Annotated in this window: 13 protein-coding genes and 1 other RNA gene; 5 read left to right on the top strand and 9 right to left on the bottom strand. The window is 72.8% G+C overall.

What is annotated here, in order from left to right:
- Positions 1–30: 30 nt before the first annotated feature.
- A complete protein-coding gene (locus ABD317_RS05295; RefSeq protein WP_344288309.1) occupies positions 31–801 on the bottom strand; it encodes an extracellular solute-binding protein in 771 nt (256 codons plus the stop codon).
- Between ABD317_RS05295 and ABD317_RS05290 the strand changes: the two genes are divergently transcribed.
- Positions 707–1,045 (top strand): family 20 glycosylhydrolase, encoded by a 339-nt coding sequence (locus ABD317_RS05290; protein WP_425582275.1) that lies wholly within the window; start codon positions 707–709, stop codon positions 1,043–1,045. The two genes, ABD317_RS05295 and ABD317_RS05290, sit on opposite strands and share 95 nt — an antisense overlap.
- Before the next feature lie 232 nt (positions 1,046–1,277).
- Positions 1,278–2,414 carry an MFS transporter gene (locus ABD317_RS05285; protein WP_344288376.1) on the top strand — a complete coding sequence of 379 codons (1,137 nt, stop codon included), beginning with the start codon at positions 1,278–1,280 and terminating at the stop codon, positions 2,412–2,414.
- Positions 2,415–2,448: 34 nt separating this feature from the next.
- On the opposite strand, the gene ABD317_RS05280 is transcribed toward ABD317_RS05285, so the two are convergent.
- Complete coding sequence (locus tag ABD317_RS05280; protein ID WP_027754382.1) at positions 2,449–2,709, bottom strand: YciI family protein; 261 nt, start codon at positions 2,707–2,709, stop codon at positions 2,449–2,451.
- A 24-nt stretch (positions 2,710–2,733) separates the two neighbouring features.
- Here ABD317_RS05280 and ABD317_RS05275 point away from each other — a divergent pair, with 24 nt between their 5' ends.
- On the top strand, positions 2,734–3,495 hold the full coding sequence (locus tag ABD317_RS05275) for a Crp/Fnr family transcriptional regulator (RefSeq protein ID WP_344288307.1): 762 nt from the start codon (positions 2,734–2,736) through the stop codon (positions 3,493–3,495).
- A 130-nt stretch (positions 3,496–3,625) separates the two neighbouring features.
- Positions 3,626–4,774 carry a PP2C family protein-serine/threonine phosphatase gene (locus tag ABD317_RS05270; protein ID WP_344288305.1) on the top strand — a complete coding sequence of 383 codons (1,149 nt, stop codon included), beginning with the start codon at positions 3,626–3,628 and terminating at the stop codon, positions 4,772–4,774.
- 139 nt (positions 4,775–4,913) lie between these two features.
- Here the strand turns inward: ABD317_RS05270 and ssrA are convergent.
- The 5 genes from ssrA to ftsE form a co-directional block, all read right to left on the bottom strand.
- Positions 4,914–5,284, bottom strand: a transfer-messenger RNA (tmRNA) gene (ssrA, locus tag ABD317_RS05265).
- A gap of 114 nt (positions 5,285–5,398) precedes the next feature.
- Positions 5,399–5,878 carry an SsrA-binding protein SmpB gene (gene smpB, locus ABD317_RS05260; RefSeq protein ID WP_027754384.1) on the bottom strand — a complete coding sequence of 160 codons (480 nt, stop codon included), beginning with the start codon at positions 5,876–5,878 and terminating at the stop codon, positions 5,399–5,401.
- Positions 5,879–5,895: 17 nt separating this feature from the next.
- Positions 5,896–7,014 carry a S41 family peptidase gene (locus ABD317_RS05255; RefSeq protein WP_344288374.1) on the bottom strand — a complete coding sequence of 373 codons (1,119 nt, stop codon included), beginning with the start codon at positions 7,012–7,014 and terminating at the stop codon, positions 5,896–5,898.
- Positions 7,015–7,167: 153 nt separating this feature from the next.
- A complete protein-coding gene (gene ftsX / locus ABD317_RS05250) occupies positions 7,168–8,079 on the bottom strand; it encodes a permease-like cell division protein FtsX (RefSeq protein WP_344288302.1) in 912 nt (303 codons plus the stop codon).
- A 33-nt stretch (positions 8,080–8,112) separates the two neighbouring features.
- The gene (gene ftsE / locus ABD317_RS05245) at positions 8,113–8,802 is read right to left on the bottom strand and encodes a cell division ATP-binding protein FtsE (protein ID WP_027754387.1); all 690 of its coding nucleotides are present in this window, start codon (positions 8,800–8,802) and stop codon (positions 8,113–8,115) included.
- Between the two features lie 235 nt (positions 8,803–9,037).
- Here ftsE and ABD317_RS05240 point away from each other — a divergent pair, with 235 nt between their 5' ends.
- Positions 9,038–9,235, top strand: a complete 198-nt coding sequence (locus ABD317_RS05240) for a hypothetical protein (RefSeq protein ID WP_344288298.1) — start codon at positions 9,038–9,040, stop codon at positions 9,233–9,235.
- 164 nt (positions 9,236–9,399) lie between these two features.
- On the opposite strand, the gene ABD317_RS05235 is transcribed toward ABD317_RS05240, so the two are convergent.
- Both ABD317_RS05235 and prfB read right to left on the bottom strand, forming a co-directional pair.
- Positions 9,400–10,203, bottom strand: a complete 804-nt coding sequence (locus ABD317_RS05235) for a hypothetical protein (protein WP_344288296.1) — start codon at positions 10,201–10,203, stop codon at positions 9,400–9,402.
- Between the two features lie 292 nt (positions 10,204–10,495).
- Complete coding sequence (prfB, locus tag ABD317_RS05230; RefSeq protein ID WP_344288294.1) at positions 10,496–11,617, bottom strand: peptide chain release factor 2; 1,122 nt, start codon at positions 11,615–11,617, stop codon at positions 10,496–10,498.
- Positions 11,618–11,994: the final 377 nt, after the last annotated feature.

Below are 11,994 nucleotides of genomic sequence, written 5' to 3'. Positions count from 1 at the left end.
TTCGGGAGGGGGCCGGCCCCGGGTCCGCCGTCAGCCGCCGGAGACGGCGATGGCCTGGAACTCGCGGAGCACCTTCGCCAGCGGCTCGTTCTGGCTGACGGCCTTGCCCAGGTCGTTGCCCATCACCCCGAGCAGCTCGGCCCAGACCGGCCGCGTGGTGGGGTCGAACCGGGCCCGGCCGGTCATCCCCACGTACCGGCCGACCCGCCGGTCGTCCTTCAGCACGTCGACCGCGGACCGCGTCGTCGGCAGCAGGCCCTCGGTCTTCAGGTACGGCACGTAGTTCTCGGGCCGGTAGAAGAAGCTGAGGAAGTCGCGGACCAGCTCGCGGTTCCCGGACTTCCGGAACGCCATCAGATAGTCCTGGATGCCGTGCGCGACGGGTTCGGCGCCGTGGCTGACCGGGTGCACGGCGAGCCCGTAGTCGACGTCGCCCTCCTCGATCAGGTCCAGGAACGCCCGCGCGCCGAAGGCGCCGTAGACCATCGCCGCCCTGCCCTGCGCGAAGAGCGGCCAGGTGCCGTCGGGGCGGTTGGTCTGGCCGGGGTTGGGCTGGGTGTAGCCGCGGCGGGCGAGGTCCTGCAGGAAGCCGAGGGTCTCGACGTTGCGCTCGCTGTCGATGGCCCACCTGCCGTCCGCGGTCCAGCCGCCGCCGGCGCGGGCCCAGGTGCCGAACTCGTAGTGCCCGGACTCCCCGGACGAACCGGTGCCGGTGGGCACGGTGCTGCCGGTGGAAGAGGTCCACGCCTTCGAACCGGTGCCGGCGGAGCTGGCCGGCACGCCGGCGGCGGACCTGGTCATCGGCGCGCAGTGCGGGCTGTGGACGGAGGCGATCGACAACGTCCGGGCGCTGGACTACCAGGCGTTCCCGCGGCTGAGCGCGTTCGCCGAGACGGTGTGGTGCGCGGCGGAGCGGGACCGGCGGACTTCGCGGAGCGGCTGGCGCACCACCTGCGGCGGCTGGAGGCGCTGGGCGTGGAGTACCGGCGGCCGGAGGGCCCGCGGCCGTGGCAGCGGTGGCCGGGGGTGCGGGGGCGGCCGGTGACGATGGCGGAGTACCTGGCGGAGGTGGAGGCGGACACGCGGAACATCAGGTAGGTCGTACGGGGCCGGGGCGGACCCGCGGCGCGGGCCGGTCGCCGGGGGGCGGACAGGTGCGGGTGGCGGGCTTGTTCTCCGCCGTCCGGCCGGGCATGGCTGAAGACATGACACGAGTCGACGAGCGGTCCGGGTACGCGCCCACGCCGGGGCACCCCCCGCGCGGCGGCTGGCCCGCGGTGGCGACCGTGGCGGCCGGCACGTTCACCGTGGTCACGTCCGAGATGCTGCCGGTCGGACTGCTCACGCCGGTCCGCGGTTCGCTGGACGTCAGCGAAGGCACGGCCGGGCTGACGCTGACCGTCACCGGGCTCGTCGCCGCGCTGTCCGCGCCGCTGGTCACCGCGGCCGTGGGCCGGATCGACCGGCGCACGGTCCTGTGCGGGCTGCTGGTGCTCCTGACCGCGGCCAACGTGCTTGCCGCCTGGTCACCGGACTTCGCGGTCATGACGGCGGCCCGCGTGCTGGTCGGCGTCGGGCTGGGCGGGGTCTGGTCGCTGGCCGGCGGGCTGGCGGTGCGGCTGGTCCCGGCCGGGTCGGTCGGGCCGGCGACCTCGCTGATCTTCAGCGGCGTCGCCGTCGCCTCGGTCGTGGGCGTGCCGTCCGGTGCGTACCTCGGTGAACTGGCCGGCTGGCGCACCGCGTTCCTCGCCGTCGGCGTGCTGGCGCTGCTCGTGGCCGCGGCCATGGCCGTGCTGCTGCCGCCGCTGCCCGCCGAGCCGGTGGCGCTCGGCGGTGTGCTGCGGCTGTGGGGCAACGCCCGGGTGGCCACCGGGCTCGCGGTGGTGTTCCTGCTGGTGACGGGCCACTTCGCCGCGTTCACGTACGTGCGGCCGATCCTGGAGGACGTCTCGGGCGTCGGGGCGTCGCTGATCGGCGCCCTCCTGCTGGCGTACGGGATCGCCGGCATCGCCGGAACCTTCGCGGCCGGCGCCCGAGCGGGCAGGTCGCTGCGCGGCACCGTGCTGGCGATCGGCGCCACGCTGGCCGCCTCCCTGCTGCTCGTGCCGCTGCTGGGGCTGTCGGTGGCGGGGGCGGCGGTCCTGCTGGTCGTCTGGGGCCTGGCCTACGGCGGCGTGTCGGTGAGCACCCAGACCTGGCTGGGGCTGGCCGCCCCGCGGGCGCGGGAGGGCGCGACCTCCCTGTTCGTGGCCGTGTTCAACGGGGCCATCGCGCTGGGGGCCTTCGCGGGCGGCCGGCTGGTGGACGGCTTCGGCACCCGGTCGGTGCTGTGGCTGGGCGGTGCGCTGGCGCTGGCCGCCCTCGCGGCGACCCTGCTCGGCCGCGTCCCCCCGGCGGCGGCCGGAGCCGCGTAGCACCGCCGCGCCGGGGGGGGCGGGGGCGCCGCCGTCAGGGAGCGATGACGGGGGTCCACTCCCGTACGCCCACGACCCGCACGCCGGGGGTGCGGTAGTAGGGGTCGTCGGCCACGATCGCGTCGAGCCGGTCGCGGGTGGTGTCGAAGACGAGCAGGGCCCCGGAGTCGTCGGCCCAGGGGCCGGCGGCGCGGAGGATCCCGTCGCGGTGCAGGCGGGCGAGCCGCTCGCGGTGGGCGGGCCGGGCGGCGAGGCGGTCGGGGGCGGCGGTGAAGTGCAGTTCGAGTACGAGCATGGAGGCGACGGTACGGTCGGGGGTGTGAGGGGAGATGTATCGCCCGATACACGGGACGCGAGGGCTGCGGCGACAGGCGCGGAGCCCGGCGCGACGGCCGGTGCCGGCCCCCCGCCGCCCGCCGTCCTCCGCGCCGTCCCGCTGCTGCGCGACCTGACCGCCGAGCGGCTGCACGCCGTCTGGCACGGCTCCGTCCCCCGGCGCTACGCCGCCGGGGAGGTCCTGCGCGCCGCCGGGGAACCGGCCGGGCGGCTGCTCCTGCTGCTCGACGGCCGGGTCGCCGCGACCGTCGTCTCCGCGGCCGGGCGGGTGGTACGGATCGGGGCGTGGCCGGGGCCGTGTGCGCTGGACAAGGTCGCGGTGATCGACGGCCGCGGCCACACCGCGACGTTCACCGCCCTCACCCCCTGCACCGTGCGCAGCCTGCCCCGGGCCGACTTCCTCGCCCTCGTCGACGACACCGCGGCCGTACGCGCGCACGTCCTGCGCACCCTCGCCGCCCAGGCCCGCGACCAGCAGACCCGCTTCGCTCGGGCGGCGACCCTCCCCACGGCGGCCCGGCTGGCCGCCTGGCTGCTGGCCGAGGCCGCCCGCCTCCGCTCCCGCCGCGTGCCCCTCCCCGGCGGCCAGCAGGCGCTGGCCGACCAGCTCGGCGTCACCCGGGTCACCCTCAACCGCGCGCTGTCCGGCCTGCGCCGCGAGGGCGTGGTGACGTACGCCCGCGGCACGGTGGAGATCGCCGCGCCCGAGCTGCTGGCGCTGCGCGCCGCGCCCGGGGCCCGCTGACCGCACGCGACCGGCCCCGATCGGGTCGCGTGGCCGCGTCATCTCCCCTGCCGTGCCCTATCCTCGAAAAGTCAGAATATAAGCCTCAGAAGCAGACAAACTTCACAAGCAAGCTAAGGACGCCATCGCCATGCGACTCCCGCCGCGCGGCGGCCACCGCCGCGATGTCGGAGGCGCCGAGACCCCCGCTCCGCACGGCACGTCCCCCGTCCCCCACGTCCTGTACCCGCTGCTGATCCTCGCCGCCGTCGTGATCGCCGACCTCGCCACCCCCGCCGGGCCGCCGGCCGCGCCGCTGCTGGCCGCCGCGCCCGTCGTGGCCGCGGCGACCGTCTCCGTCCGCGCCACCGCCGCGGTCGCCGTCGCCGCGGGCGCGCTGGCCGCGGGGCTCAACCTGTACCACGGCGTGTGGGGCGACAAGAGTTCGAACATGACCCTCGCGTCCCTGACCGCCGTGGGCGTGGCCAGCGTCGTGGCGTCCGTCATCCGGGAGCGGCGCGAGTCCGAGCTGAAGCAGGTCAGGTCCGTGGCCGAGACCGCGCAGCTCGCGCTGCTGCGGCCGCCGCCCCCGCGCATCGACCGCCTCGCCGTGCGCAGCGTCTACCTCGCCGCCGAGGCCGAGGCGCAGATCGGCGGGGACCTGTACGAGGTGCTGCAGACCCCGCACGGCGCCCGGGTGCTCATCGGCGACGTACGGGGCAAGGGACTGCCCGCCGTCGGGGTCTCCGCCGTGCTGACCGGGTGCTTCCGGGAGGCCGCGTACCGGGAGCCCACGATCGGCGAGGTCGCCGGGCGCATGGAGGAGACGGCCGTGCGGGAGATCGACCGGGACGACCCGGCGGAGGACTACAGCGAACGCTTCACCACCGCCCTGCTCGTGGAGATCCCCGCGGACGAGCCCGTCGCCCGCATCGTGCACCTGGGCCACCCGGAGCCGCTGCTCATCGGCGGCGGCCTCGTCACCACGCACCCGCCCGAGCGGCCCGGCGTCCCGATCGGGCTCGGCGGGCTGGTGGGCACCCTGCCCGTCCCCCAGACCATCGACTTCCGCCCCGGCGAGCGGCTGCTGCTCTACACGGACGGGTTCATCGAGGCCCGGGACGAGAACGGCGTCTACTTCCCCCTCGCCGAGAGCGCCGCCCGGCACGCCGAGCGCGGCCTGGACGACCTGGTCGCGGCCCTGCGCGCCGACCTGCTCCGGCACGCCGGCCGCCAGCTGCCCGACGACGCCGCCCTCCTCGCCATCGAACGCCTCCCCGACCCCCCGCCTTCGCTCTGACCGGCTCCGCTGCACGGGCGCGGGCCCACCCCGCCCACGGGGTGCGGGTGGCGAGGCCCCCGCTCCGCGCGGCGAAGCCGCGCAGAAACGACGAAGGCGACGGGCCCGCGCTTTCCGCGGGCACACGTCGCCTTCGTCTTCGTGGAGATGGCGGGAATCGAACCCGCGTCCAACGGTGCAGGGACAGGACTTCTCCGAGCGCAGTCCGCTTCGCTTTTCTCGGCCCCGGAGATCACGCGGACAAGTCTCCGACGGGCTCAGTCACTGTGGTGTGTCCTGCTACGCCCCGTGACCGGGTTTAGCAGTGGAGTTCCCTAGCTGATGCCAGGATCCGGGTCGGGAACAGCCCCGGGCTGACACTTCGCGAAGTCGCTGCTCAGGCAGCGAGGGCGAAGGAATCGCGCTTGGTGTTGGCGATTATTTGTTTCGGCCTGTGGTTAACGAGATCATGGCCGCTTCCTCGGCTCGCTTCCCCTGTTCCGACAGCCGCTGTCGAAACCGATCATCCCCATGTGGTGTTTTCAAGGTGCGCGGCCCGCCGCGGGGCCCGCTGGTGCCATCGTAGTGGAGGAACGCCCCCGGATGCCACCGTATTCCACCGCCGGACGCCCACGTCCGCGCAGGTCAGCCGCGGAACTTGCGGCGGGCCGCGGAGATCGCCCGCTGCGCCTCGCGCTGGTCCTGCTTCTCGCGCAGCGTCTGCCGCTTGTCGTACTCCCGCTTGCCGCGCGCCAGCGCGATCTCGACCTTCGCCCGGCCGTCCTTGAAGTACAGCGCCAGCGGGACGATCGTCAGCCCGCTCTCCTGCGTCTTGCCGATGAGCTTGTCGATCTCGGCGCGGTGCAGCAGCAGCTTGCGCTTGCGGCGCGCGGTGTGGTTCGTCCACGTGCCCTGGGAGTACTCCGGGATGTGCACGTTGTGCAGCCAGATCTCGCCGCCGTCGAGGTGCGCGAAGCCGTCGGCGAGCGAAGCCCGCCCCTGCCGGAGCGACTTGACCTCGGTGCCCGTCAGCACCAGCCCCGCCTCGTACGTGTCGAGGATGAGGTAGTCATGCCGCGCCTTCTTGTTCTGCGCGATCAGCTTGCGACCCGTGTCTTTACCCATAGCCGGGCCATTGTCGCCTAGACGCCGCTCCCGAGGCCACTCAAAACCGTACGGGCCTCCTCCTCGGCGTCCCGGTCGGCGTCGGTGACGGCGAGGTCGAGGTCCGGGGTGACCCCGACGCCCTCCAGGCTGCGCCCGCCGGGGGTGCGGTACTCGCCGACCGTCAGCTCCGCGACCGACCCGTCGGGCAGGGCCTTCGGCAGCTGCACCGAGCCCTTGCCGAAGGTGCTGGTGCCGACGACGACGGCGCGGCCGCGGTCCTGCAGCGCCCCGGCGAGCAGCTCGGCGCTGCTCATCGTGCCGCCGTCGACGAGGACGACCAGCGGGGTCCCGGTGTCGCCGCCGGGGTCCGCGTACAGCGCCTGCTGGCGGCCGTCCAGGTCGTACGTCGCGACCACGCCGTCGTCCAGGAAGGCCGACGCGGCCTCGACGGCCTCGACGACCAGGCCGCCGGAGTTGCCCCGCAGGTCGAGGATGAGGCCGTCGCTGCCGCGGGCCGCGGCGGCGGCCCGGCGGACCTCGGCGCCGCTGCCGCGGGTGAAGCTCTCCACCCGGATCACGGCGGCGGTGACGCCGTCGTCCGCGGGTTCCTCCCGGCGTACGGTCACGGGCTCGGTCTCCAGCTCCACCCGGCGCACGGGCCGCGCCCAGCGGCGCTCGCCGCGCTGCAGCGCGAGCACCGTCGTGCTTCCGCGCGCCCCCTCGCCCAGCTCGTCGCCACGCAGCAGCGCGACGACCTCGGTGACGGGACGGCCGGCGACCGGCGTGCCGTCGACGGCGCGCAGGGTGTCCCCGGTGCGGATGCCGGCGGCGGCGGCCGGGCTGTCCGGGCCGACCTGGGCGATCTCCACCCGGCCGGCCGCGTCGGTCTTGATCCACAGCCCGACGCCGACGTACTTGCCCGCCAGCATCCGCTGCAGCGACGCGTACTCGCGCGCGCTGTACGCCGTCGACCAGCGGTCTCCGCTGCGGCTGACCAGGTCGCCGGCGGAGTCGGCGGTACCGCTCTCGTCGTCCCGCGGCCCGTGGACCGGGTCCTCGGCGACGTGGCCGGTGAGCACCTTGGGCGCGCGGGGGTTCTCGCCGGGCCAGGACCCGGTGGCGGCGCCGGTGGCCAGCACGCTGACGAAGACCAACGTCAGGGAGGCCCCGCGGCGGAAGGCGCTGCGGGGCCTGGCGCTGTCAGACGAGCCCGACATGCCGCTGAGTGTAGGACAGCGGCGGGTGCCGTACGGGGAGTTGGCCCCGGCACGGCACACACGTGGCCTACGCCACACCCACCCTGATTGTCAGACCTTGAGGTACTTGCGCAGCGCGAAGAACGCGGCGATGCCCGGCATGAGCAGGCCGATCGCGACGACGAGCGGCAGCACCCGGATCACTTCGTCCCAGCCGATGAAGTTGATCAACAGGATCTTGTCCGCGAGCCAGTTGTCGATCAGGAAGTGCTTGCCGCCCACCAGCAGCACCGCGGCGAAGCCCGCGCCGATCAGGCCGGCGACGGCGGCCTCGACGATGAACGGCAGCTGGATGTAGACGCTGGACGCGCCCACCAGCCGCATGATCCCGGTCTCCCGGCGCCTGCTGAACGCGGACACCCGTACGGTGTTGACGATCAGCATGATCGCCACCAGGAGCATCAGCGCCATCACGCCGACCGCCGCGTACGTCATGCCGTTGAGCAGGTTGAACAGACTCTCCAGCACGTTGCGCTGGTCCTGCACCTCCTGCACGCCCGGTCTGTCGGCGAAGGCGCTGGTGATGACCTCGTACTTCTCCGGGTCCGTCAGCTTGACGCGGAACGACTCCTGCATCTGGTCCGGCGTGAGGGAGGAGGCCAGCGGGGAGTCGCCGAACTGCTCCTTGTAGTGCTTGTACGCCTCTTCGCTGGACTCGTAGTGGACGCTCTCGACGATGTCCAGGGCGTCCAGGTCGTTCCGGATCTCCTTCTTCTGCTCCGCCGTGACCGCGCCCTTGTCGCAGTTGTCCGAGGTCTCGGCGTCCACTTCGTTGCAGAAGAAGATGGAGACGTTGACCTTGTCGTACCAGTAGCCCTTCATGGTGTCGACCTGCTTGCCCATGAGCCAGGAGGCTCCGAACAGGGCCAGCGACAGGGCCACGGAGACGATCACCGCGAAGGTCATCGTCAGGTTGCGGCGGAGACCGACACCGATCTCCGAGAAGACGAACTGGGCGCGCATGCCCGTCCTTTCAGCTCCGGGGGCGGCAGCAGCTCAGTGCTGGTAGCCGTACACACCGCGCGACTGGTCGCGCACCAGCCGCCCCAACTCGAGTTCAATGACGCGCCGGCGCATCTGGTCGACGATCTGCTGATCATGTGTGGCCATGATCACGGTGGTACCGGTCCTGTTGATGCGGTCGAGCAGCTTCATGATGCCGACCGAGGTCTGCGGGTCGAGGTTGCCCGTGGGCTCGTCCGCGATGAGCAGCATGGGCCGGTTGACGAAGGCCCGGGCGACGGCGACGCGCTGCTGCTCACCGCCGGACAGCTCGCCGGGCATGCGGTCGCCCTTGCCGGACAGGCCCACGAGGTCGAGCACCTCGGGAACCGTCTTGCGGATCTGGCCGCGGGGCTTGCCGATCACTTCCAGGGCGAACGCGACGTTCTCCGCGACGGTCTTGTTCGGCAGCAGCCGGAAGTCCTGGAAGACGGTGCCCAGCTGGCGGCGCATGTGCGGCACCTTCCAGTTGGACAGCCGGGCGAGGTCCTTGCCGAGCACGTGCACCTGGCCGTGCGTGGTCCGCTCCTCACGCAGGATGAGCCGCAGGAACGTGGACTTGCCGGAGCCGGACGACCCCACGAGGAACACGAACTCACCGCGCTCGACCTCCAGCGAGACGTCCTGGAGCGCGGGTCGGTTCTGCTTGGGGTACATCTTCGTGACGTTGTCGAATCGGATCACGCTGGGCTCCCTGTCGCGGTCGGAGGTGACCTTACGCGACTGCGCCGGGAGCGCGCAGTCGACGTGGGCGGTTGGTGCGTTTCGTCACGGACAAACCACCCGGTGTCCGGGCGGGCATCCGGTGACCCGCGCCGAATCGGTCCGGACCTGGCACAGTGGTAGGAGGAGGAGTGGAGCCGGCGGGGCGCCAAGCGGCACTGCGAGGTACCGAGAGCGAAGCGGGAGGAGGAAGCACATGACACGCGACTGGCTGGTCTGCGCGAACTGTGCGGGACCCGTGAGCGAAGGCCGCTGTCCCGTCTGCCGGGCGAGCAGGGAGCGCATGCGCCAGGAAGGCGGCTGGCACGGCGTGCCGCCGACCGCGGTGTGGATACTGGTGGCGCTGCTGGCGGCCGTGGCCGCGGTGCTGTTCCTGCAGCAGCGGACGGCGTAGCCGCGGGCCCGCGGAGCCCGCGCGGCCCGCTTTTGATGTGAGACGTATCACATTCTGGTGATCGAACGTTTGGCGAAAAGCGACGAAGCACGCGGAAGGGCCCGGAGCGAATCGCTCCGGGCCCTTCCTCCGTCTCGCCGTACGGCGCGGGTGTGCCCTGCGGGTCAGGCAGCCGTCTCGTTGCGGGTCATCAGCCGCGGCAGCAGCCGGAAGCCGACGCCACCCGCGATGATGCTGGCCGCACCCACGAGCAGGTACGTGGTGCCGCTGGAACCGGTGTCCGCCAGCTGCTCCTCCGGCGTGCTGTCGCCGGCCGGGGAGGGCTCGCTGCCGCCGGAGGTCGACTCCGTCTCGCAGATCACGCTGTCGTCGTCCAGCTCACAGCCGGTGTCGCCGCCGGTGCCACCGGTGGTCTGCTGGCCGCCGGTGGTCTGCTGACCGCCGTCGTCGCCGGCACCGCCGTCGTCGGCACCGCCGTTGGTGGTGCCGTTGCTGGTGCCGCCGTCGTCGGTGGTGCCGCCGTCGTCGGTGGTCCCACCGTCGTCGGTGGTCCCACCGTCGTCGGTGGTCCCACCGTCGTCGGTCGTGCCGCCGTCGTCCGTGGTGCCGCCGTCGTCGGTCGTACCGCCGTCATCGGTGGTCCCACCGTCATCGGTGGTCCCACCGTCGTCGGTCGTGCCACCGTCGTCCGTGGTGCCGCCGTCGTCGGTCGTACCGCCGTCGTCCGTGGTCCCACCGTCGTCGACACCGCCGACCCCGGCGACCTCGCCGCCGTCGGTGTCGCCGCCGTCGGTGTCCTCGCCACCGCCGCCGATGGCGTTGATCTCAAGTCCGATGCCCTGGCGACCGCTGTCGCCACCGTCATCGCCGGTGGCCTGCGCGGCACCGGCGGCGGCAAGCGAGGCGCCCCCGGCGATCAGCGCGCTGGCGGCGACTCGCGCCACCCGTACGCGCACTTTGTTCGTCATTGCTCGCTACCCCCAGTAGCCGTACTCGTCAGTGGGTTGGCGTCGGTACGGGGCCTGTTCGCGGCGGGCTTGCCCCCCTGAGTCACACGAACCCCACACACCTACAAAGCTCGGCCGTCAGCCTCTCCGTTATTCGGGGGAGCGTCAAGCGAGTTGAGACGGGGTTGTACCTTTTTCCGGCCATTGTCCGGGGTAAGTGGTGCACGACTGTGACACTCGCAATGCCCGCGGTCAGCCGTGGAATTGAAACGGACCGACCGGGTCCGCGCACACCGCCGGACAGCGGTGTGCATCAGCCGTCGGCGTCCGCCTGCTCCTGCTGCTTGCGCCAGCGGATGCCCGCCTCCAGGAAGCCGTCGATCTCGCCGTCGAGCACGGCGTGCGGGTTGCCCACCTCGTGCTCCGTGCGCAGGTCCTTGACCATCTGGTACGGCTGGAGCACGTACGACCGCATCTGGTTGCCCCAGGAGCCGGCGCTGTCGCCCTTGAGCGCGTTCAGCTTCGCCTGCTCCTCCTCCTTGCGCTTGGCGAGCAGCCGGGCCTGCAGCACGCGCATGGCGGCGGCGCGGTTCTGGATCTGCGACTTCTCGTTCTGGCAGGAGACGACGATGCCGGTCGGCAGGTGCGTGATCCGGATCGCGGAGTCCGTGGTGTTGACGGACTGGCCGCCGGGCCCGGAGGAGCGGAAGACATCGATCCGGATCTCGTTCTCCGGGATGTCGATGTGGTCGGTCTGCTCCACGACGGGCAGCACCTCGACGCCGGCGAACGACGTCTGGCGGCGGCCCTGGTTGTCGTACGGGGAGATCCGCACCATGCGGTGCGTCCCCTGCTCGACGGAGAGCGTGCCGTACGCGTACGGCGCCTTGACGGCGAAGGTCGTCGACTTGATGCCGGCCTCCTCCGCGTACGAGGTGTCCAGCACCTCCGTCGGATAGCCCTTGTGCTCGGCCCAGCGCAGATACATGCGCTGCAGCTGCTCCGCGAAGTCCGCGGCGTCCACGCCGCCCGCCTCCGCGCGGATGTTGACCATCGCCTCGCGCTGGTCGTACTCCCCGGAGAGCAGCGTGCGCACCTCCAGCTCCTCCACCGCGCGCCGGACGTCGGACAGCTCGTCCTCGGCCTCGCGCTGCGCGTCGGCGTCGCCCTCGCTCTCGGCCAGCTCGAAGAGGACCTCCAGGTCGTCGATCCGCCCGCGCAGCTCCTCGGTCTTGCGCAACTGGCCCTGCAGGAAGGAGAGCCGGCTGGTCACCTGCTGCGCGTTCTCGGGGGCGTCCCAGAGGGTGGGGGCCGCGGCCTCCTCTTCGAGCACGGCGACGTTGGCCCTCAGCTTGTCGAGGTCGAGTACGGCCTCGATGGAGTCCATGGTGGAACTGAGTGCCTTGAGCGATTCGGATACATCAGGTGCTGCCACCCCACCAGCGTACCGCTGTATACGCCAGCCATCCGTGGCGCGTGGGCGCGGGATGCCGGATCCCGGGTGCGAACCGGGTACGGGGCGCACGTGACCGGGGATACGGGCGGGACGGAACCCGGCGGCGGAGCCCGGCGGCCCCGGGGCGGAACCCTGCCGGGGGCCCGGGGCGGAACCCCGGGCGGGGCCCTACGGCTCCGAGGCTCCTACGGCTCCGAGGCCCTACGGCTCCGAGGTGGTGGAGCGGTCGCCGCCTCCGCCGCCGTCCCCGCCGCCGCCGTCGCCCGAGACGACCAGCCAGCCGCCGACGCCCGCGACGGCGATGACCGCCGTCGCCACCGTGATCTTCAGCCGCCCGCCGCGCCCGGGGAGCGCGG

Origin of the sequence: Streptomyces synnematoformans (assembly GCF_039531005.1) — a bacterium.
Taxonomy (GTDB): domain Bacteria; phylum Actinomycetota; class Actinomycetes; order Streptomycetales; family Streptomycetaceae; genus Streptomyces; species Streptomyces synnematoformans.
The sequence above is the reverse complement of the archived record's forward strand: the minus strand, read 5'-3'. Positions and strand labels throughout refer to the sequence as shown.

What these genes read in the sequence shown, in the direction of transcription:
- ABD317_RS05295 (WP_344288309.1), bottom strand. Translation starts at nt 801, where the DNA reads ATGACCAGGTCCGCCGCCGGCGTGCCGGCCAGCTCCGCCGGCACCGGT.
- ABD317_RS05280 (WP_027754382.1), bottom strand. Translation starts at nt 2,709, where the DNA reads ATGCTCGTACTCGAACTGCACTTCACCGCCGCCCCCGACCGCCTCGCC.
- ABD317_RS05270 (WP_344288305.1), top strand. Translation starts at nt 3,626, where the DNA reads ATGCGACTCCCGCCGCGCGGCGGCCACCGCCGCGATGTCGGAGGCGCC.
- smpB (WP_027754384.1), bottom strand. Translation starts at nt 5,878, where the DNA reads ATGGGTAAAGACACGGGTCGCAAGCTGATCGCGCAGAACAAGAAGGCG.
- ftsX (WP_344288302.1), bottom strand. Translation starts at nt 8,079, where the DNA reads ATGCGCGCCCAGTTCGTCTTCTCGGAGATCGGTGTCGGTCTCCGCCGC.
- ABD317_RS05240 (WP_344288298.1), top strand. Translation starts at nt 9,038, where the DNA reads ATGACACGCGACTGGCTGGTCTGCGCGAACTGTGCGGGACCCGTGAGC.
- ABD317_RS05235 (WP_344288296.1), bottom strand. Translation starts at nt 10,203, where the DNA reads ATGACGAACAAAGTGCGCGTACGGGTGGCGCGAGTCGCCGCCAGCGCG.